Raw genomic sequence first — 19,219 nt, 5'->3', positions numbered from 1 at the left:
CGAGGCGATGGTCGGGATCAACGTGGAGGAGATCCCGCAGCCGCACCGCCTCGCCGAACGCGGCTGGTAACGGGCCGCCGAACGGCGGACCATGCGACGGCCCGGCCCACCCCGCTCCGGCGCGGCGGGCCGGGCCGTCGCCGTCCCCGGACACCATCTCCACCGCCACCGTCACGCCGCCGCAGGCCGCACAGCCGCGGAGGCGCCGGAGTAACCCCGATCTGTCTAGACCGTTAAGGGAGCGAACGAGCCGTACCGGTTCGGGAGAGCGCACGCACTGCGGGGCGCGTCAGCATCAGTTCTAGGGGGAACTCCGAAGTGAAGAAGAGCCTTGCCGCCTCTGCGGTACTCAGCACCACACTCACCGCCATCGCGCTCGTCGGGTCGGCGGGCAGCGCCACGGCGGCCGAGCAGGCCTGCACCGCCGACTCGACCAAGCGGATCCAGACCATCCCCGCGGTCACCCACACCGAGTCGCAGTACGCGAAGACCGTCGAGTACCCGGCCGTGTACGAGACCGTGGTGGTGAAGGTCGAGTACCGCAAGACCACCAACGGCAACCTCTACTGGCGCGACACCGACTGGCAGCCCGACGCGAACGCCGGGTTCGAGCCCACCGGCAACGTGCTCACGGAGCAGCACCAGGTCGCTGCCGCCTCGCAGGGGACCGTGTACTACAACGGCCAGCCCGGCGGGACCACCGATCCCGCTCTGGCCGCGTGGGTCAGCTACGCCCCGACCGGCTGGCCGCTGGTCGTGGACACCCGGACCGTCACCGACGCGGCCGAGTCGTACGTCTGCGACTTCGAGAAGCCGGTGACGACCCTGCTCAACCCCGCGTCGCCGGTCCGCCCGGGCTACGTGTTCGAGCTGTCCTCCACCGACAACGACCGGGTGGTCAAGACGGTCGGCAACGTCTACCGCGACGGCGCGCTCCTCAAGTCGTTCCAGGCCGCGGGCGACACGCTCGGCGTCCCCGTGAGCTTCGCGGACGGCGCCTACACCCTGCGCTACAACTCGCTCGACGCGGCTGGCAACGTGGCGAGCACCCAGAACTTCACCTTCGTGGTGGACGGCACCGCGCCGACGGTGACGGACAAGGGAGCAGCCGGCGCGGTGGCGCAGTCGAAGTCGTTCAAGCTCTACGACGCGAACAAGATCGACAAGGTCGTCATCAACGGCGTCACCAAGGACCTCACCGACAACAACTGGTCCGACGTCAACGACATCCGGCCCGGCCGGTTCGGCGCTGTCGAGGGGGCCAACACCCTGGTCGCCTACGACGTGGCGGGCAACGCGACCACGGTGGCCTTCGTGCTCGACACCACCGGCCCGACGGTCACCGACAAGGGCGTCACGGGCGAGGCGGCAGCGTCGAAGTCCTTCAAGCTGTACGACGCCCGCAAGGTCGACAAGGTCGTCATCAACGGCGTCACCAAGGACCTCACCGACAGCAACTGGTCCGACGTCAACGACATCCGGCCCGGTCGCTACGGCGCTGTCGAGGGGGTCAACACCCTCGTCGCGTACGACGCCCTCGGCAACGCCACCACGGTCACCTTCACCCTGACCTCCGCGTAGTCACCGGCCACGTCGGGGCGCGCGGGCCGGCGGGAGGTCCCGCCGGCCCGCGCGCCCGGACGCAGATCCGGCACTCGGTCCGTCCGGCTCAGCGGCGCAGCAGGCGACCCACGCCGTTGGTGAGGCGTACGGCGTAGAAGCCGCTGGTCCCGTCGGTGTACCAGATCGAACGTCGCTTCCGATCCCACGCCGGCTGGGAGAGCGCGTTGGCGCCGTCGGCACTCGGCCGGTTGAAGTACGCCACTTCGCGCGGCCGCTCCAGGTCGCGGATGTCGAAGATCCGCAGCCCCGATCCGATCATCGAGCAGGCGGCGAGCTGCGGGTTGCGGCGCGTCGGCACCGAGCAGTAGTGCGCCGAGTAGCCGCCGATCGGCAGCTCGTTGCCCGGATCGCCCAGCACGGCGGCGGTGCGGTGGCGCGGCTGGTGCACCTCGAGTCGCAGGTCCGAGACCATGCGCGGCCTCCGCGGCCTCGTCACGTCGATGATCCGCGCGGCGCCGACCGGAGCATCACCGCTGAGGTCCACGGTCAGGCCGTCCCCGAACCAGTCGGTGAACTCGTCGACCTCCAGCACGTAGGCGCGACCTCGGCGACGGAACGGCTCGGCGACCTGCGGGATCGAGATGCCCGGCCAGCTGGTCTCGGAGAGCAGCCGGATCTCGGGGTCCTCGACGCGGTCCTGCACCTCGGAGACGTCGTAGATCTGTAGGCCGGGGTCGTCGAGGACGCTGTTGGTCGACGGCGAGCCCATGTCGGCGAGGTACATCGTCCGACCATCGCTGGAGAACCTGATCCCGTGGGCGACCACGCCACCCTCCACCATCAGCGTCCTCGGCCGCCGGGGCCGACTGACGTCGACCGCGGTGATCGTGAAGCCCGCAGCGCCGGCCGACCAGAAGGTCCGTCCGTCCGGGGAGATCCCCGACTCGTGACCGAGCACCCCGGCGGGGGTCGACGAGAGCAACCGCGGATGGCGACAGTTCTTGCGGACGTCGTAGACGTCGAGAACGCCTGGCGCCGTCGCGACGGTGCCCAGGACCGCCATCAGGAGCCCGCGGCGCCGGTTGAGCAGCAGCGACTCGTGAGGACTCAGCATGGCCGGGCTGGTCAGGTTGTCGGTCTTGCGCGGCCGTCCCGGGCGGTTCATGTCCAGGACCACCACACCGAGGCCGGTGCCGTTCATCAGGTTGGTCCCCACGTCCATGCCCAGCAGGCGCGTGGAGTCGTAGAACGCGCAGGTGTTGCCCCGGGCGTCGGTGTACCGCAGCGTCTTGAAGCCACCCGTGCTGCCGTGACGACCGACCGCGCGGGTGTTGCAGGTGTACCCCTCGCGGTAGCGGCCGGAGGCGTAGTCACGGGCCGGCACGCGCCCCTGGAGACCGGTCGTCTCCGGCCGCGATCCCGGCCCGCACTGAGCCTCCGGGACCGGCCGCGGCCCCGGAGCACGGTCGGCGACCGCCAGCGAGCTGCCGACGAGCACGACACCGACCGCGGCCGCCAGCCCCACCCGCAACCGGGCGGGACCGGCGGCGGCGATCAGGTGGCCCAGACGCCCCATCGTCCGCGCCGCCTCAGAACCCGGCGATCCCGTTCAGGTTCTTCACCGTGGCCTCGAACTCCGCGATCAGGTCGGCCATCACCTCCGCCACCGGACGGACCTCGTTCATCCGGCCGACGATCTGCCCGATCGGCATCGAGATCACGTCCGGGTCGCCCGAGGCGTTGATCCGGTTGTGGGCGTCGGCCACCAGCAGGTTCTGCAGCGGCATCGGCAGCGGCGCCGGGGCACCTTCCTCCGCCCACGCCTCGGTCCACTTGGTCTTCAGCAGCCGCGCCGGCTTGCCGGTGTAGATCCGGGTGCGCACGGTGTCGGAGGAGGACGCCCGCAGGAACGCGGTCTCCCAGCCCTTGTTCGACGAGAGGTTGCGGTACTCCTCGGTGCCCAGCCAGATCGATCCCGTCCACACGCCGTGCGCGCCGAGCGCCAGCGAGGCCGCGATCTGCCGGCCGGAGCCGATGCCGCCGGCACCGAGCACCGGAACGTCCGGGCCGACCGCGTCGACGATGTCGGGCGTCAGCACCATGCTCGCGATCTCACCGGTGTGGCCGCCGGCCTCGTAGCCCTGGGCGACGATGATGTCGACGCCGTTCGCGACGTGGCTCTGCGCGTGGCTGGGGGCGCCCGCGAGGGCGGCCACCTTCAGGCCGGCCGCGTGGCACTCCTCGATCACGTCGTTCGGCGGCGTGCCGAGCGCGTTGGCGATCAGCACCGGACGGTGCTGCAGCGCGACGTCGACGTGCGACCGGGCCATGGAGTGCAGCCAGCCGAGCACGCCCTCGCGGCCCTCACCCTCCGGCAACGGCGGGACGCCGAGCTTGAGCAGCGTCTCGTCGACGAACTTCTTGTGCTCCTCGGGGATGTACGACGAGAGGTCGGTCGAGGTGCCCTCGGTGGGGATCTTCATCGGCATCACGACGTCGACGCCGTACGGCTTGCCGTCGGTGTTCTCGTCCATCCAGGTCAGCGTGCGGTCGAGCTCGTCGGTGTCGTTGAACCGGACGCAGCCGAGGACGCCCAGGCCGCCGGCACGGCTCACGGCCGCGGCCACGTGCTCGGAGGGGGTGAACGCGAAGATCGGGTAGTCGATGCCGAAGGCATCGCACAGCGGTGTGCGCATCAGGCGGGAGCTCCTGTGGTCTCGGACTGGTCGGACTGGTCGGACTGGTCGGGCTGGGCGGCCAGGGCAAGCTCCTTGGCCTTGGGGTACTGGGCCTTCCCGGTGGCGTTGCGCGGGATCTCCGGGACCAGGGTCAGGGAGCGCGGCAGCTTGTAGCCGGACAGGTGGGCGCGCAGGAAGGTGCGGAGCTCCTCGAGCTCGACCGTCTCCCCCTCGCGGGGCTGCACGACCGCTGCGACGGCCTGGCCGTACTTCTCGTCCGGGAGGCCGACGACCAGCACGTCGTAGACGGCCGGGTGAGCCTTGATCGCCATCTCGACCTCCTCGGGGTACACCTTCTCCCCGCCGGTGTTGACGCAGTTCGACCCGCGACCGAGGAGGGTGATCCGGTTGCCCTCCTCGATCCGCGCGAAGTCGCCGGGGATCGAGTAGCGCACGCCGTCGATCTCCACGAAGGTCTTGGCGGACTTCTCCGGGTCCTTGTAGTAGCCCACCGGGACGTAGCCGGCCTTCGCGGTGCGGCCGACCTTGCCGACGTCGGCGACCGGGTCGAGCGGCTTGTCGTCGTCGCCCAGCACCACCGTGCCGTGCGAGATGCCGACGACCGGGCCGTCGGTGGACAGTGCGCTGGCGTCCTGCAGGCCCGTGCCCTGGAACCCGGTCTCGGAGGAGCCGACGGAGTCGGTGAAGACCGCGTTCGGGAAGGCCTTCATCCAGCGCTCCTTGACGGCCTTGGAGAAGACGGCCGCGCTGGAGGCGATCGCGAACAGGCTCTGGCCGTCGAAGCCGCCCTCCTCGTAGGCCTCGATCAGCGGCCGCGCCATCGCGTCGCCGGTCATGAAGAGCATCTGGACCTTCTCCCGGTCCACGATCTCCCAGGTGCGCACCGGGTCGAACTTGGGCTCGAGGATCGTGTTCTGGCCCGCGAACAGGTGCATCAGCAGGCTCGCCTGCGCACCGCCGTGCATCAGGGGGCTGAGCGGGAGGGTGACCAGCCCCTCGTTCGCCGCGGAGGCCGACTGGTCGTACTCCTCCTTCAGCTCGCCGGTCATGAAGTCGACGCCACCGCCGAGCACACGCCAGAAGTCCTCGTGACGCCACATCACCCCCTTGGGGAAGCCGGTGGTGCCGCCGGTGTAGATGATGTGGATGTCGTCGGGGCTGCGCGGCCCGAAGTCGCGCGCGTCGCTCTGACCCGCGACCGCGTCGGCCAGGAGCACGCCGCCGAAGGGCGAGATGTCGCTCGCGTCGTCGGGCTCCATCGGGTCCGGCAGCACCACGAAGGTCTGCAGCAGCTCGTGCTTCGGAGCGACCTCGGCGACCAGGTCGGCGTACGCGCGGTCGAGGACGAGACCCTTCAGGTCGGCGTTGTCGAAGAGGTAGTCGAGCTCGCCGGCGACGTACCGGTAGTTCACGTTGATCGCGACGGCGCGGATCTTGAGCACCGCCAGCAGGGCGACGACGTGCTCGATGCTGTTCTTGGCGTAGAGGCCGACGTGGTCGCCCTTCCCCAGCCCGCGCGAGGCCAGGAAGTGAGCCAGGCGGTTGGACTCCGCCTCGAGCTCGGCGAAGGAGACCTTGCGGTCACCCACCTGGACCGCGGGCTTGTCGGGCACGGCGTCGACGGCGTGTTCGAAGAGATCGGCGATATTCAGGGCCACACGGGGAGAGTAGAACACGTTTCACTTTTTCGCTAGCGTGCTTCATATGACCAGCGCAGAGACCGTTGCCCGCACCACTCCCGACTGCATCGTGGAGCAGGACGGGCACACGTTGATCGTCACCATGAACCGCCCCGAGCGACGCAACGCGCTCTCCACCGAGATGCTCCGGATCATGGAGGAGGCCTGGGACCGGGTGAACTCCGACCCGGAGATCCGCGTCTGCATCCTGACCGGCGCCGGCGGCTACTTCTGCGCCGGGATGGACCTGAAGAAGGCGGACGAGCGCCCGCCCTCCGAGGCGTTCGAGTCGGGCGCCTACGACCCGACGGTGATCAAGGGGCTGCTCAAGGGCTTCCGGCTGACCAAGCCGCTGATCGCCGCGGTCGAGGGGCCGGCGATCGCCGGCGGCACCGAGATCCTCCAGGGCACCGACATCCGGGTGGCCGGAGAGTCGGCCAAGTTCGGCGTCGCCGAGGCACGCTGGAGCCTGTACCCGATGGGCGGCTCCGCGGTCCGGCTCCCCCGCCAGATCCCGTACACCGTCGCCGCCGAGCTGTTGCTCACCGGCCGCACCCTGAAGGCGCCGGAGGCCAAGGAGCTGGGCCTGATCGGACACGTGGTCCCCGACGGCACCGCGCTGGAGAAGGCCCGCGAGATCGCCGACCTGATCGCCGCCAACGGCCCGCTCGCGGTGCAGGCCATCCTGAAGACGATGCGCGACTCCGAGGGCAAGCACGAAGAGGAGTGCTGGGCCGACGACGCGAAGGTGGGCGCCGCCGTCTTCGCCTCCGAGGACGCCAAGGAGGGGCCGCGCGCGTTCCTGGAGAAGCGGAAGCCGGAGTTCAAGGGCCGCTGACGACCGCGGCGCCGGCCCGCGACCTCACGGCCGTCGGTCGTAGGACTCGCGGGCCTCGAGCACGGCCGGGATGTTCTCGATCGCCCACGCCTCCAGGGCCTCCATCGGCGTGCGCAGCGAACGGCCCAACGGTGTCAGCTCGTAGTCGACCCTCGGCGGGACCTGGGCGTACACCGTGCGGGTGACCAGGCCGTCGCGCTCCAGGCGGCGCAGCGTCTTCCAACGGGAAGTATTGCGGACCGGCCATCGTTCGAACGACGGACAGCACCCGCGGGGAACGACCCCGCCCAACGTTGGAGGAAGTCCATGACCGTCGTCGTCACCGGAGCCACCGGACATCTCGGCGCCCTCGTCGTCCGATCTCTGCTCGACCGCGGCGTGGCTGCCAGCGACATCGTGGCCACCGGCCGCCGGCAGGACGTGCTGTTCCTGCTGTCCGAGCTCGGCGTGCGCACCGCGGTCGCCGACTTCGACCGCCCCGAGACGCTCGGCCCCGCCTTCGCCGGCGCCGACACCGTCCTGCTGATCAGCGCCTCCGAGGTCGGCAAGCGCCTCGCGCAGCACCGCGCCGCGATCGCCGCCGCCGTCGCCGCCGGCGTCACCGACATCGTCTACACCAGCATCGCCAACGCCGACACCGGCGGCCTGGCCCTGGCCGCGGAGCACGTCGCGACCGAGGGCCTGCTCGCCGCCAGCGGCCTACGGGTGACCCTCCTCCGCAACGGCTGGTACATCGAGAACCACACCGACCAGATCGCCGGCCAGGCCGAGTACGGCGTCATCGGCGCCGCGGCCGACGGGCGGTTCAGCTCGGCGACCCGGGCCGACTACGCCGAGGCGGCCGCCGCCGTCCTCGCCGACCCCGAGCTGCGCGGACGCACCTACGAGCTCGGCGGCGACACGTCGTACACGCTCGCCGAGTACGCCGCCTGGGTCGGTGAGGCCACCGGCCGCGACGTGCAGTACACCGACCTCGGCGTCGACGGCCTGACCGCGGCGCTCGAGTCCGCCGGCGTGCCGACGCCGTTCGCGCAGATCCTGGCCGACAGCGACGCCGGAGCGGCCCGCGGCGCGTTGGAGGTCACCGGCCACGAGCTGGCCGAGCTGATCGGCCGACCCACGACGAGCCCGCAGAGCGCCATCGCCGCGGCGCTCTGACGCGGGAGCGGGCGCCTCGAAACCGCCGGCTCGCGTCAGCCGACGCTGCGCCCGCCGGTCCAGTACTGCGCGCGCAGCGCCTTCTTGTCCGGCTTGCCCAGGCCGGTCAGCGGCAGGGCGTCGGCCACCTCCACGCGCTTGGGGACCTGGACCGACCCCTTGCGCTGCTTGACCATCTCCTTGATCTCGGCCGCCATGGCCTCCAGTGCGGCCTCGTCGCGGGCCGCGTCGGCACGCAGCACGACCACCGCGGTGACCAGCTCGCCGAACTTCTCGTCCGGGGTGCCGATGACGCCGACCTGGGCCACCGCGGGATGCTCGGCGACGACGTCCTCGACCTCGCGCGGGAAGACGTTGAACCCGCCGGTGACGATCATGTCCTTCGTCCGGTCGACGATGTGCCAGAAGCCGTCCTCGTCCTCGCGAGCGACGTCGCCGGTGTGCATCCAGCCGTCCCGGAACGTCTCGGCGGTCTGCTCGGGCAGCTGCCAGTAGCCGCCGGCGAGCAGCGGGCCGGCGACGCAGATCTCCCCCGGCTCCCCCTGCGCGACCGGCTCGCCGTCGGCGTCGAGCAGCGCGGTGCGCAGGAACGCGGCGGGCCGGCCGCACGACGTCAGCCGCGCCTCCACGGGGCGGCCCTCGGCGTCGACGTGGTCGCCCTTGGCGAGGTAGCTGATCGCCATCGGGGCCTCGGACTGGCCGTAGTACTGCGCGAAGATCGGACCGAACCGCTCGATCGCCTCCTTCAGGCGGACCGGGTTGATCGCCGAGGCGCCGTAGTAGACGGTCTCCAGCGAGGAGAGGTCGCGGGTGCGCGAGTCCGGGTGGTCCAGCAGCGCGTAGAGCATCGTCGGCACCAGCATGAGCGAGTCGATCCGCTGCTCCTCGATGGTGCGCAGCACCTCGGCCGGATCGAACCGGGCCGAGACGAAGAGCGTGCCGCCCCGCAGCACCACGGGCACGAAGAACGCGGCCCCGGCGTGCGAGAGCGGCGTGCACATGAGGAAGCGCGGCGACTCCGGCCACTCCCACTCGGCGAGCTGGATCTGGGTCATCGTGTTCATCGCGCGGGCCGTGCCGATCACGCCCTTGGGCTTGCCCGTGGTGCCGCCGGTGTAGGTGATCGAGACGATGTGGTCGCCGGGCAGCAGCCGCGCCTCGAGCGGCCGCGGCTCGAAGCCCGCGGCGGCGGCGACCAGGTCCACGCCGACCTCGGCGAGCGCGTCGGGGACCGGACCGATGGTCAGCACCTGCTTGAGGCCGGGGCACTTGTCGAGCAGCTCGACGGCGCGGTCGGTGAAGTACGGGTCGACGATGAGCGCGGTGATCCCGGCGTCGTTGATCACGTACGCGTGGTCGTCCGCACTGCCGAGCGGGTGCAGCGACGTGCGCTGGAAGCCCTGCGTCTGGCCGGCGCCGAGGATGAACAGCACCTCGGGACGGTTCGGGGCCAGGAGCGCGCTGGCGGTGCCGGTGCCCGCGCCCAGCGCCTCGAAGGCCTGCACGTACTGGCTGATCCGCTGCCCGACCTCGCGGCCGGTCAGGGTGACGTCGCCGAGGTGGATCACCGGGCGGTCGCGGTGCCGCTTGAGCGCGGCCACCATCAGGTGCCCGTTGTGCGTGCCGGTGTAGAGGGAGTCCATGCGCGGCAGACTAGAACGTGTTCTAGTGGCCGGCAAGGCATTCGCCGAGCGCCGGACGCCGGATCACGGCGCCGGCCGCTCATCCGGCCCGACGCCGCTCCTCCGGAACGGGCAGTGGCGCGATCGCCCCGAGCCGCTTGCGGAACAGCACGTGGCCGTCGTACTCGGCGAGCAGGGTCCACAGCGCCTGGTGCGCCGCCCACGGCAGCGGCTCGTCCCCGCAGCGCCAGCGCTCGCCGAAGGTGACCCAGACCGGCACCCAGCCGGCGGCGCGGTCCCACGCTCCGCGGTGCTGCTCGACGAGGCGGCGGCGGATCTGGAACGCCTGGCGCCGGCCGTCCACCGCGATCGGGGCGGTGGCAACAGGCCATACCCGCAGGTCGACCTCCATCATCGCCAGCTCGAGCCCGGGCAGCACGGCCGGATCCACCAGCACGGTGGCCACGTTCTCTCGAGGGGCCCGCCTCATGCGGGAACGCTACCCCGCACCGGGGGCCGTGAGGAGGGGCCGACGCGGACGTCACAGAAACGTCATCGCGCCGACCTCCCCCGAGGCCGGGCGCTGCGCGATCAGGCCAGCACCTCCGCGACCTGGCGCACCTCGTCGGCACTGCGGCAGGAGAGCAGCAGCGTGGTCACGCCGGTCTCCTCCCACTGCGCGACCCGCTCGCGGACCTCGCCGGCCGTGCCGACGATGTGCATGTCGTCGACCAGCTCGTCGGGGATCAGCGCGGTCGCCTTCTCCTTCTCGCCGTTCAGGTACAGCTTCTGCACCTCCTCGGCCAGGTCGCCGTAGCCCATCCGGTCGAAGACGTTCTTGTGGAAGTTCTGCTCCTTGGCGCCCATGCCGCCCATGTAGAGGGAGACCACCGGCTTCATGCCGTCGATCACCAGCTGCTTGGTCGCCGCGTCCGGGACCACCTGCAGGTGGCAGGTGGCGGCGATCTCGAAGTCCTCGCGGGTGCGCCGGGCGCCGGGGCGCGCGAACCCCTCGTCCAGCCACGGCTGGTACATGCCCGCGCTCCTCGGGGTGTAGAAGATCGGGATCCAGCCGTCGGCGATCTCGGCCGTCTGGGCGACGTTCTTGGGGCCCTCCGCACCGAGCCAGATCGGCAGGTCCGCGCGCAGCGGGTGCACGATCGGCTTGAGCGGCTTGCCGAGGCCGACCGCACGCGGACCGTCGTAGGGCAGCGGGTAGTGCGGCCCGTCGTTGGTCACCGGCGCCTCACGGGCGAGCACCTTGCGAATGATCGAGACCACCTCGCGGGTCCGGGCCAGCGGCTGCGAGAACGGCTGGCCGTACCAGCCCTCGACCACCTGCGGGCCGCTGACGCCCATGCCGAGGATCATCCGGCCGCCGCTGAGGTGGTCGAGCGTGAGGGCGTGCATCGCGATCGACGTCGGCGTGCGCCCGGACATCTGCACGATCGAGGTGCCCAGGCGCAGGCGCGTGGTCTCCCGGCCCCACCAGGCCAGCGGCGTGAACGCGTCGCTCCCCCAGGCCTCGGCGGTGAACAGGGCGTCCCAGCCGGCGTCCTCCGCGGCGGCCACCACCTCCGCGACACCGGTCGGAGGCTGGGCGCCCCAGTAGCCGAGCTGCAGTCCGAGCTTCATGCGATCCCCTTCGATCCCGGTCGATCCGATTGGCCTGACGCGCCGCACAGTACTGGCGAATGCTTGTCGCCAATAGTAGAACGTGTTTCACTTTCGGCCATGAGCCGCACACTCTCGGCACCGGTCACGGTGTCCTTCGACTACACCCGCTCGGTCGGGCCGGTGCTCGGCCGGTTCCTCACGGGCCTCCGTGACGGCACCTTCGTGGGCGCCCGGACCAGCGACGGTCGTGTCGTCGTACCGCCGCCCGAGTTCGACCCCGTGACGCACGCCGCCACCACCGACTTCGTGAACCTCGCCCCGACCGGCACCGTCACGTCGTGGACCTGGGTCAGCGAGCCGGTCGCCGGTCAGCCCTTCGACCGTCCCTTCGCGTTCGCCCTGGTCACGCTCGACGGCGCGGACGCGCCGCTGCTGCACGCGGTCGACGTCGACTCGCCCGAGGCGATCCACTCCGGGCTGCGCGTGCGTGCACGGTGGGCCGCCGAGCGCACCGGCTCGATCACCGATGTGATCTTCGAGCCCGCTCCGGACGACGCGCCCGCCGCCGCCCCGACGAGCGGCGACGCGGACGCCGAGCCGGTCACCGGCATCGTCACGCCGACCAGCCTGGACTACACCTACGCCGCCTCCCCCGAGGAGTCCGCGTTCTACCGCGGCCTCGCCGAGGGCCGGATCATCGGCCAGCGCTGCCCGGCCTGCCAGAAGGTCTACGTCCCGCCGCGCCCGGCGTGCCCGACCGACGGCGTGCCGACCAGCGAGGAGGTCGAGCTCTCCGACACCGGGACCGTCACCACGTTCTGCATCGTGAACGTGCCCTTCCTGGGCCAGAAGATCACGCCGCCCTACGTCTCGGCGTACGTCCTGCTCGACGGCGCGGACATCGCCGTTCAGCACCTGATCCTCGACATCCCGGTCGAGGAGATCCGGATGGGCCTGCGGGTCAAGGCCGTCTGGAAGCCCCGCGAGGAGTGGGGCACCACGATCGAGAACATCAGCCACTTCGCGCCGACCGGTGAGCCGGACGCGGAGTACGCCACCTACCAGCACCACCTCTGAGAGGCGAGGAAGACATGCGTGACGTCGCCGTCGTCGGGTTCGCCCAGCGACAGATGCAGGACTATGACGGGTCGCCGCAGTGCGCGGAGCTGCTCGTCCCCCTCTTCGCGGAGTGCTACGAGCAGACCGGATGGACCAAGAAGGACATCGGCTTCTGGTGCTCCGGCTCCTCGGACTACCTGGCCGGCCGCTCCTTCTCCTTCGTGAGCGCGATCGACGCGATCGGCGTGCTCCCGCCGGTCAACGAGTCGCACGTGGAGATGGACGCCGCCTGGGCGCTCTACGAGGCCTGGCTGAAGATCCAGACCGGCGAGGTGGACACCGCACTGGTCTTCGGCTTCGGCAAGTCCTCCGCGGGCGTGCTGCGCCGCACGCTCGCGCTGCAGCTCGACCCGTACACGATGACCCCGCTGTGGCCGGACACGGTCTCGATCGCCGCGCTGCAGGCGCGCCTCGGGATCGACGCCGGCCTCTGGGACGAGGCCGCGATGGCCGAGGTGGTCAACCGGTCCCTGACCGACGCCGAGAAGAACGAGTACGCCGTACGGTCGGGCGGCTCCTCGGTCGAGGACCTGCTGGCGCGACCGATGTTCGCCGACCCGCTGCGCAAGCACGACGCGGCGCCGGTGACCGACGGCGCCGCGGCCATCGTGCTCGCCGCCGGCGACCGGGCTCGCGACGTGCGCGAGCGTCCGGCCTGGATCAGCGGCCTGGCGCACTACGCCGACGGACTGCACCTGGGCACCCGGGACCTCACCGGGTCCGCCTCGGCGGCCCGGGCGGCGCAGGCCGTCGGCGGGGTCGCCGGCGTCGAGGTCGCCGAGCTGCACGCGCCGTTCAGCCACCAGGAGCTCATCCTCCGCCGCGAGCTGGGCCTCGGGACCGATACCCGGATCAACCCGTCCGGCGGCGCGCTGGCCGGCAACCCGATGTTCACCGGCGGCGCGATCCGGATCGGCGAGGCGGCTCGCCGGATCTGGGACGGGACCGCGGACAGGGTGCTCGCCCACGCGACCAGCGGGCCGGCACTGCAGCAGAACCTGGTGTGCGTGATGGAGGGACGGAACTGATGGGCAAGATGCCGGCCGCTGTGATCGGTGTGGGCCAGACCCACCACCGCGCGAAGCGCGAGGACGTGTCGATGGCGGGCCTGTGCCGCGAGGCGATGGACCGCGCCCTGGCCGATGCGGGGATGACCCTGGACGAGGTCGACGCGATCGTCGTCGGCAAGGCCCCGGACCTCTTCGAGGGCGTGATGATGCCCGAGCTCTACCTGGCCGAGGCGCTCGGGGCGGCCGGCAAGCCGCTGCTGCGGGTGCACACCGCCGGCTCGGTGGGCGGCTCGACCGCCATCGTGGCCTCCTCGCTGGTGCAGGCGGGGGTGCACAAGAAGGTCCTGACGGTCGCCTTCGAGAAGCAGTCCGAGTCCAACGCGATGTGGGCGCTCTCCGTGCCGGTGCCGTTCGTGATGCCGGTCCACGCCGGCGCCGGCGGCTACTTCGCACCCCACGTGCGCTCCTACATCCGCCGCTCCGGCGCGCCGACGCACATCGGGGCGATCGTGGCGGCCAAGGACCGCACCAACGCCCTGAAGAACCCCTACGCACACCTGCGCGAGGAGAAGACCGTCGAGCAGGTGCTCGCCTCGCAGATGCTGTGGGACCCGATCCGCTACGAGGAGACCTGCCCGTCCTCGGACGGCGCCTGCGCCCTCGTGATCGCCGCCGAGGACGTCGCCAAGGCGTCGCCCAACCCGGCCTGGATCCACGGCACGGTGATGCGCTCGGAGCCGACCACGGCGGCCGAGCGGGACCAGGTCAACCCGCAGGCGGGCCGTGACGCCGCCGCCGCGCTCTGGAAGCAGGCGGGGATCACCGACCCGCTCGAGGAGATCGACGCCGCCGAGATCTACGTGCCGTTCTCCTGGTTCGAGCCGATGTGGCTGGAGAACCTGGGGTTCGCCGCCGAGGGCGAGGGCTGGAAGCTGACCGAGGCCGGCGAGACCGCGATCGACGGCCGGCTCCCGGTCAACTGCTCCGGGGGCGTGCTCTCCTCCAACCCGATCGGCGCCTCCGGCATGCTCCGCTTCGGCGAGGCCGCCCTCCAGGTCCGCGGCGCGGCGGGCGAGCACCAGGTCGACGGCGTACGGCGCGCGCTCGGTCACGCCTACGGCGGCGGGTCGCAGTTCTTCTCGATGTGGGTGCTGGGGGCGGAGAAGCCCAGCAACTGACGCGCACCAGGGGCGGCGTGCTCGCGAGATCGGCACGCCGCCCCGGGGGCCGTAGACTCTGCCCGTGATCGAACTGCGCACCCCGACCCAGATCGAGCAGATGCGTCCGGCGGGACGCTTCGTCGCCTCCGTCATCTCCGCGCTCAAGGAGAAGGCGGCGGTCGGGGTGAACCTGCTCGAGCTCGACGAGCTCGCGCACCGGATGATCAAGGACGCCGGCGCCGAGTCCTGCTACATCGACTACCACCCCTCCTTCGGCGCACGGCCGTTCGGGAAGGTGCTCTGCACGTCGGTCAACGACGCCGTCCTTCACGGCCTTCCCTTCGACTACACGCTCGCCGACGGCGACCTGCTCTCCGTCGACTTCGCCGCGTCGGTCGACGGTTGGGTCTCCGACTCCGCCCTCTCGGTGATCGTCGGCACGCCGCGCCCCGAGGACGAGGCCCTGATCGCGACCACCCAGCGCGCCCTGGACGCCGGCATCGCGGCGGCGCGGGGCGGCAACCGTCTCGGCGACATCTCCTTCGCGATCGGCTCGGTGGCCGCGGAGGCCGGCCTCAAGGTGAACCTCCAGTTCGGCGGCCATGGCGTCGGCCGGACCATGCACGGCGAGCCCCACGTGCCCAACGACGGCCGCGCCGGTCGCGGCCTCAAGCTCAAGCCCGGCCTGGTGATCGCCATCGAGCCGTGGTTCCTGCACACCACCGACGAGATCACCTTCGACCCCGACGGCTGGACGATCCGGTCCGCGGACGGCTCGCGGGGTGCGCACGTCGAGCACACGGTCGCGATCACCGACGGCGACCCGATCGTGCTGACCGCCCGCGACTGACCGACCGCGACCGACCCGGCACCTCCACGCACACGACGGCCCGGCCCCCAGAGGGACCGGGCCGTCGGCGTACCCGAGAATCCTGGTCAGGTCACTTGTAGTTGACCTGCATCTCCTTGATCGCGTTGAGCCAGCCGGAGCGCAGCCGCTTCGGCTCGCCGGCGAGGCTGATCCCGGGCGCGATGTCGGCGAGCGCGTCGAAGATCAGCTTGATCTCCATGCGCGCCAGGTTGGCACCGATGCAGTAGTGCGCCCCGTGGCCGCCGAAGGCGACGTGCGGGTTGGGGTCGCGCAGGATGTTGAAGGTGAAGGGGTCCTCGAAGACGGCCTCGTCGAAGTTGGCCGAGGCGTAGAAGAGACCGACCCGGTCGCCCTTCGCGATCGGCTGGCCCGCGAGCTCGGTGTCCTTCTTGGCCGTGCGCTGGAAGACGGTCACCGGGGTCGCCCACCGGATGACCTCGTCGACCATGGTCTCGGGCCGCTCGTTCTTCCACAGCTCCCACTGCTCGGGGTTCTGGAAGAAGGCGTGCATGCCGTGGCTGATCGCGTTGCGGGTGGTCTCGTTGCCGGCGACGGTGAGCAGGATGACGAAGAAGCCGAACTCGTCGTTGGTGAGCGCCCCGTGGCCGTCGTCCTCGCCGGCGTGGATCAGCTTGGTGACGATGTCGTCCTGGGGGTTCTCCCGGCGGTCGTTCGCCAGCTGGTCGAAGTAGGCCAGGATCTCCATGGAGGCGACGGCGGGGTCGATGTCGAAGTCGGGGTCGTCGTAGGCCATCATCTGGTTCGACCACTCGAAGAGCTTCTTGCGGTCCTCCTGCGGGACGCCGAGGAAGTCGGCGATGGCCTGCAGCGGCAGCTCGGCGGCGAGGTCCTCGACGAAGTCACCCGAGCCCTGGGCGACGGCCTCCTCGACGATCTTGTACGCCCGCTCGCGCAGGTTCTCCTTGAGGGTGGCGATCGCGCGCGGGGTGAAGCCGCGCGAGACGATGCCGCGCATCTTGGTGTGCGACGGCGGGTCGTGGTGGATCAGCATCGCGCGCTGCACCTCGACCTGGTCGCGCGTCATGTCCTCGCCGAAACGGATGATCACGCCGTTCTCGGCCGTGGACCAGTTCTCGTTGTCCTTGGAGACCTCGCGGACCTCCTGGTGCCGGGTGCAGGCCCAGTACCCGGTGTCGAGGAAGCCGGCGCGGGCCTCGGGCACCTGCTCGACCCAGTGGATCGGCTCGTTCCGGCGCAGCGCCTTGAACTCCTCGTGAGGCAGGGCGACGGCGTTGATGTCGGGATTCGTCGGGTCCCAGCCCTCCGGCAGCAGCAGCTCGGTCACGTGGAGAAACCTTTCGTCGTCGGGCGGCATCGCCCTGTGGCGCGCGCCACAGAGAACACGTTCTCACGGAAGACTACAGACCGTCGGCCAAACATGAAAGGCTTTCATTACCGCGAGTCGGGATCATCTAGAACCTGTTCTAGTTCGGGTGTTAGATTGCGGCCATGGGCACCCCTGTCATCGTCGAAGCCGTCCGTACCCCCCTGGGCAAGCGCAAGGGCCACCTGGCCGGCGTCCACCCCTCGAACCTCCTCGGCTTCGTGCAAGCCGAGGTGCTGCGCCGCGCGGGGATCGACTCCGACGCGGTCGAGCAGGTGATCGGCGGCATCGTCACCCAGGCCGGTGAGCAGTCCAACGACGCCGTACGCCGCGCCTGGCTGCACGCCGGCCTCGCGCAGCACACCGGAGGCACCACCCTCGACGCCCAGTGCGGCTCGGGGCAGCAGGCCAGCCACCTGGTCAACGACCTGGTGGCCGCGGGCACGATCGAGGTCGGCGTCTCCTGCGGCGTCGAGTCGATGTCGCGGATCCCGCTGGGCGCCAACGTGCCGCCCGGCCTGGGCGACCCGCGCCCGGAGGACTGGACCATCGACATGCCGAACCAGTTCGAGGCGGCCGACCGCATCGCGCGCCACCGCGGCCTGAGCCGGGCCGACCTCGAGGCCTTCGGCGCGGCCTCCCAGGCCAAGGCGAAGGTGGCGGTCGAGGAGGGCCGCTTCAAGCGGGAGATCGCCCCGATCGAGGCGCCGGTCCTGGACGCCGAGGGGAAGCCGACCGGCGAGACCCGGATCGTCGACACCGACCAGGGCCTGCGGGAGACCACCGTCGAGGGACTGGCGAACCTGCGGACGGTGCTGGAGGACGGCCTGCACACGGCCGGCACCTCGTCCCAGATCTCCGACGGCGCGGCAGCGCTGCTGATCATGGACGAGGACCGGGCCCGAGCGCTGGGACTCACCCCGCGCGCCCGGATCCGCAGCCACTGCCTGGTCGGCTCCGACCCCTACTTCCACCTCGACGGCCCGATCGACGCCACCCAGCGGATCCTGGACCGGACCGGGATGGCGATCAGCGACTTCGACATCTTCGAGGTCAACGAGGCCTTCGCCTCGGTGGTGCTCTCCTGGGCCGGCCAGCACGCGGTCGACCTGGACAAGGTCAACGTCAACGGCGGCGCGATCGCGCTCGGTCACCCCGTCGGGGCGACCGGGGTCCGGCTGATCACGACGGCGCTGCACGAGCTGGAGCGCCGCGACGCCTCCACCGCGCTGATCTCGATGTGCGCCGGAGGCGCGATGGCCACCGGCACCGTGCTCGAGCGGATCTGAGCACACCGCCGCCCCGGCGCGTGTCCTAGGGTCGGTACGCCTCGGTGAGCACGCGCGCGGCGTCCTGGATCGAGTAACCGTCGCTGCGGGGCAGCGCCGTCGTGTCGCCCAGGCGCACCACCACGGTCCCGCTGCCCGGGTCGACCAGCACCATCTGACCGCCGAAGCCGAGCGCGGCGAACGCGTCCTCGGGCGCGTCGGGCACCAGCGGCCCCGAGCTGTCGACCCCGGGCGGCAGCCCGGGGTCGCGCTCGTCCAGCGGCCTCCGCACGGGCCCCGGACGGTTGAGCCACCACAGCAGCCCGTACGCCGCGTTGAGGTCCTGCGACGGCTGACCGACCGCGGCCCGCACCCACGACGCGGGCAGCACCTGGCGACCCTCCCAAGTGCCGCGCTGGGCGAAGAGCCGGCCGAACCTCGCCAGGTCGGGGCAGGTGGACTGCATGCCGAAGAAGACCTGGTCGCTACGCCCCGCGGAGTCGCGTGTCATCCGGGTGTCGGCCATGCCCAGCGGGCCGAAGAGCCGCTCCTGCGCGTAGTCGCCGGGAGCCTGACCGGTGGCGTTCCGCAGCACCCGGTCGAGCGTCTGGATCGCGGCGTTGTTGTAGGCCCACACGGTGCCCGGCGGGGCGTCCTGGCCCAGTCCGACCGCGTAGGCGCTCCGGTCCCGGGCACTGAGCAGGTCCCGGTAGTCGCTCTCGACGCTCCACTCCCGGCCGCTGTCGTTGCTGAGCAGGTGGCGGACCGTCACCCCCGCGGAGGCCGTGCCGCGCCACTGCGGGATGTACCGCGAGGCCCGGTCGTCGATCGACAGGTCGCCGTCGGCCTGCGCCAGCCCGACGAGGGTGCTGGTCACCGACTTGGTGACCGAGAAGACCTCCTGCGCGACGTCCGGGCCGCCGCCGCGCCAGTACCACTCGCCGACCACGGTCCCGTGGCGCGCCACCAGCAGGCACCGCGAGGCGGCCCTCCGGGCGTCCCGGGCCAGCCGGCGCAGCGCCGCGGGGGCGAAGCCGAGCTCGCGCGCCGCGGGAGCCACGCCTGACGGCACCGCCGTCGGGCCCGAGGTGCCGTTCTGGCTCGACGACCCGTTCTGGCTCGACGAGCCGTTCGCGCTCTCGGCGCTCGGTGTCCCCGGCGACGCCGCCCCGCGCTCGCACCCCGCGAGCGCGAGGCAGACCAGCAGCGAGACGAGCAGCAGGGCCGCCCCCGGAGCGGTGGCGGCCCTGCGACTCATGCGGTCAGCCTA

Annotated in this window: 17 protein-coding genes and 1 pseudogene; 9 read left to right on the top strand and 9 right to left on the bottom strand. The window is 71.4% G+C overall.

Annotated features, from left to right (window positions below; translation table 11 throughout):
- Positions 1-70: pseudogene (locus E8D34_RS21610) on the top strand (pyridoxal biosynthesis lyase PdxS); the annotation flags it as partial.
- A gap of 248 nt (positions 71-318) precedes the next feature.
- Entirely contained in the window at positions 319-1,581 is a 1,263-nt protein-coding gene (locus E8D34_RS18755) for a hypothetical protein (RefSeq protein ID WP_136596182.1), read from the top strand.
- Positions 1,582-1,669: 88 nt separating this feature from the next.
- Here E8D34_RS18755 and E8D34_RS18750 read toward each other — a convergent pair whose 3' ends face one another.
- Genes E8D34_RS18750 through E8D34_RS18740 form a run of 3 tightly spaced genes read right to left on the bottom strand, consistent with a single transcriptional unit; the run spans position 1,670 to position 5,920 of the window.
- The gene (locus E8D34_RS18750; RefSeq protein WP_136596181.1) at positions 1,670-3,139 is read right to left on the bottom strand and encodes a hypothetical protein; all 1,470 of its coding nucleotides are present in this window, start codon (positions 3,137-3,139) and stop codon (positions 1,670-1,672) included.
- Positions 3,140-3,152: 13 nt separating this feature from the next.
- On the bottom strand, positions 3,153-4,259 hold the full coding sequence (locus tag E8D34_RS18745) for a nitronate monooxygenase family protein (protein WP_136596180.1): 1,107 nt from the start codon (positions 4,257-4,259) through the stop codon (positions 3,153-3,155).
- Positions 4,259-5,920: an acyl-CoA synthetase gene (locus E8D34_RS18740; protein WP_136596179.1), complete on the bottom strand. Its 1,662-nt coding sequence runs from the start codon at positions 5,918-5,920 to the stop codon at positions 4,259-4,261. Before E8D34_RS18740 ends, E8D34_RS18745 begins: the two co-directional genes overlap by 1 nt.
- Positions 5,921-5,966: 46 nt before the next feature.
- Here E8D34_RS18740 and E8D34_RS18735 point away from each other — a divergent pair, with 46 nt between their 5' ends.
- Positions 5,967-6,779, top strand: coding sequence for a crotonase/enoyl-CoA hydratase family protein (locus tag E8D34_RS18735; RefSeq protein WP_136596178.1), 813 nt, complete (start codon positions 5,967-5,969; stop codon positions 6,777-6,779).
- A 24-nt stretch (positions 6,780-6,803) separates the two neighbouring features.
- Here the strand turns inward: E8D34_RS18735 and E8D34_RS21600 are convergent, their stop codons facing one another.
- The gene (locus E8D34_RS21600; RefSeq protein WP_136596177.1) at positions 6,804-7,118 is read right to left on the bottom strand and encodes a helix-turn-helix domain-containing protein; all 315 of its coding nucleotides are present in this window, start codon (positions 7,116-7,118) and stop codon (positions 6,804-6,806) included.
- Here E8D34_RS21600 and E8D34_RS18725 point away from each other — a divergent pair.
- A complete protein-coding gene (locus E8D34_RS18725) occupies positions 7,086-7,937 on the top strand; it encodes an NmrA family NAD(P)-binding protein (protein WP_136596176.1) in 852 nt (283 codons plus the stop codon). The two genes, E8D34_RS21600 and E8D34_RS18725, sit on opposite strands and share 33 nt — an antisense overlap.
- Before the next feature lie 35 nt (positions 7,938-7,972).
- Here E8D34_RS18725 and fadD8 read toward each other — a convergent pair whose 3' ends face one another.
- From fadD8 to E8D34_RS18710, 3 genes are all read right to left on the bottom strand, one after another.
- Positions 7,973-9,580: a fatty-acid--CoA ligase FadD8 gene (gene fadD8, locus E8D34_RS18720; protein WP_136596175.1), complete on the bottom strand. Its 1,608-nt coding sequence runs from the start codon at positions 9,578-9,580 to the stop codon at positions 7,973-7,975.
- Positions 9,581-9,659: 79 nt separating this feature from the next.
- Entirely contained in the window at positions 9,660-10,049 is a 390-nt protein-coding gene (locus E8D34_RS18715) for a hypothetical protein (protein ID WP_136596174.1), read from the bottom strand.
- A 101-nt stretch (positions 10,050-10,150) separates the two neighbouring features.
- Positions 10,151-11,194 (bottom strand): LLM class F420-dependent oxidoreductase, encoded by a 1,044-nt coding sequence (locus E8D34_RS18710; protein WP_136596173.1) that lies wholly within the window; start codon positions 11,192-11,194, stop codon positions 10,151-10,153.
- Between the two features lie 99 nt (positions 11,195-11,293).
- On the opposite strand from E8D34_RS18710, the gene E8D34_RS18705 reads away from it, so the two are divergent.
- The 4 genes from E8D34_RS18705 to map all read left to right on the top strand — a co-directional run bounded on the left by E8D34_RS18705 (position 11,294) and on the right by map (position 15,315).
- A complete protein-coding gene (locus tag E8D34_RS18705) occupies positions 11,294-12,253 on the top strand; it encodes an OB-fold nucleic acid binding domain-containing protein (RefSeq protein WP_136596172.1) in 960 nt (319 codons plus the stop codon).
- Positions 12,254-12,267: 14 nt separating this feature from the next.
- Positions 12,268-13,323, top strand: a complete 1,056-nt coding sequence (locus E8D34_RS18700) for a thiolase domain-containing protein (RefSeq protein ID WP_136596171.1) — start codon at positions 12,268-12,270, stop codon at positions 13,321-13,323.
- Positions 13,323-14,483 carry a thiolase domain-containing protein gene (locus tag E8D34_RS18695; RefSeq protein WP_136596170.1) on the top strand — a complete coding sequence of 387 codons (1,161 nt, stop codon included), beginning with the start codon at positions 13,323-13,325 and terminating at the stop codon, positions 14,481-14,483. The genes E8D34_RS18700 and E8D34_RS18695 overlap by 1 nt, the downstream gene beginning before the upstream one ends.
- A gap of 64 nt (positions 14,484-14,547) precedes the next feature.
- The gene (gene map, locus E8D34_RS18690; RefSeq protein ID WP_136596169.1) at positions 14,548-15,315 is read left to right on the top strand and encodes a type I methionyl aminopeptidase; all 768 of its coding nucleotides are present in this window, start codon (positions 14,548-14,550) and stop codon (positions 15,313-15,315) included.
- A 91-nt stretch (positions 15,316-15,406) separates the two neighbouring features.
- Here map and E8D34_RS18685 read toward each other — a convergent pair whose 3' ends face one another.
- Positions 15,407-16,642: a cytochrome P450 gene (locus E8D34_RS18685; protein WP_240771457.1), complete on the bottom strand. Its 1,236-nt coding sequence runs from the start codon at positions 16,640-16,642 to the stop codon at positions 15,407-15,409.
- A 164-nt stretch (positions 16,643-16,806) separates the two neighbouring features.
- Here E8D34_RS18685 and E8D34_RS18680 point away from each other — a divergent pair, with 164 nt between their 5' ends.
- On the top strand, positions 16,807-17,970 hold the full coding sequence (locus E8D34_RS18680; protein ID WP_136596167.1) for a steroid 3-ketoacyl-CoA thiolase: 1,164 nt from the start codon (positions 16,807-16,809) through the stop codon (positions 17,968-17,970).
- A 25-nt stretch (positions 17,971-17,995) separates the two neighbouring features.
- Here E8D34_RS18680 and E8D34_RS18675 read toward each other — a convergent pair whose 3' ends face one another.
- Entirely contained in the window at positions 17,996-19,207 is a 1,212-nt protein-coding gene (locus E8D34_RS18675; RefSeq protein WP_136596166.1) for a serine hydrolase domain-containing protein, read from the bottom strand.
- Positions 19,208-19,219 lie beyond the last annotated feature (12 nt).

This window comes from Nocardioides sp. GY 10113 (assembly GCF_004919105.1).
In the GTDB taxonomy this organism is placed as follows: domain Bacteria; phylum Actinomycetota; class Actinomycetes; order Propionibacteriales; family Nocardioidaceae; genus Nocardioides.
The sequence above is the reverse complement of the archived record's forward strand: the minus strand, read 5'-3'. Positions and strand labels throughout refer to the sequence as shown.

Bases quoted from the DNA above. Each gene is read 5' to 3' on its own strand.
- E8D34_RS18750 (WP_136596181.1), bottom strand. From the start codon at position 3,139: ATGGGGCGTCTGGGCCACCTGATCGCCGCCGCCGGTCCCGCCCGGTTG.
- E8D34_RS18745 (WP_136596180.1), bottom strand. From the start codon at position 4,259: ATGCGCACACCGCTGTGCGATGCCTTCGGCATCGACTACCCGATCTTC.
- E8D34_RS18735 (WP_136596178.1), top strand. From the start codon at position 5,967: ATGACCAGCGCAGAGACCGTTGCCCGCACCACTCCCGACTGCATCGTG.
- E8D34_RS18725 (WP_136596176.1), top strand. From the start codon at position 7,086: ATGACCGTCGTCGTCACCGGAGCCACCGGACATCTCGGCGCCCTCGTC.
- E8D34_RS21600 (WP_136596177.1), bottom strand. From the start codon at position 7,118: ATGTCCGGTGGCTCCGGTGACGACGACGGTCATGGACTTCCTCCAACG.
- fadD8 (WP_136596175.1), bottom strand. From the start codon at position 9,580: ATGGACTCCCTCTACACCGGCACGCACAACGGGCACCTGATGGTGGCC.
- E8D34_RS18715 (WP_136596174.1), bottom strand. From the start codon at position 10,049: ATGAGGCGGGCCCCTCGAGAGAACGTGGCCACCGTGCTGGTGGATCCG.
- E8D34_RS18710 (WP_136596173.1), bottom strand. From the start codon at position 11,194: ATGAAGCTCGGACTGCAGCTCGGCTACTGGGGCGCCCAGCCTCCGACC.
- E8D34_RS18705 (WP_136596172.1), top strand. From the start codon at position 11,294: ATGAGCCGCACACTCTCGGCACCGGTCACGGTGTCCTTCGACTACACC.
- E8D34_RS18700 (WP_136596171.1), top strand. From the start codon at position 12,268: ATGCGTGACGTCGCCGTCGTCGGGTTCGCCCAGCGACAGATGCAGGAC.
- E8D34_RS18695 (WP_136596170.1), top strand. From the start codon at position 13,323: ATGGGCAAGATGCCGGCCGCTGTGATCGGTGTGGGCCAGACCCACCAC.
- E8D34_RS18680 (WP_136596167.1), top strand. From the start codon at position 16,807: ATGGGCACCCCTGTCATCGTCGAAGCCGTCCGTACCCCCCTGGGCAAG.
- E8D34_RS18675 (WP_136596166.1), bottom strand. From the start codon at position 19,207: ATGAGTCGCAGGGCCGCCACCGCTCCGGGGGCGGCCCTGCTGCTCGTC.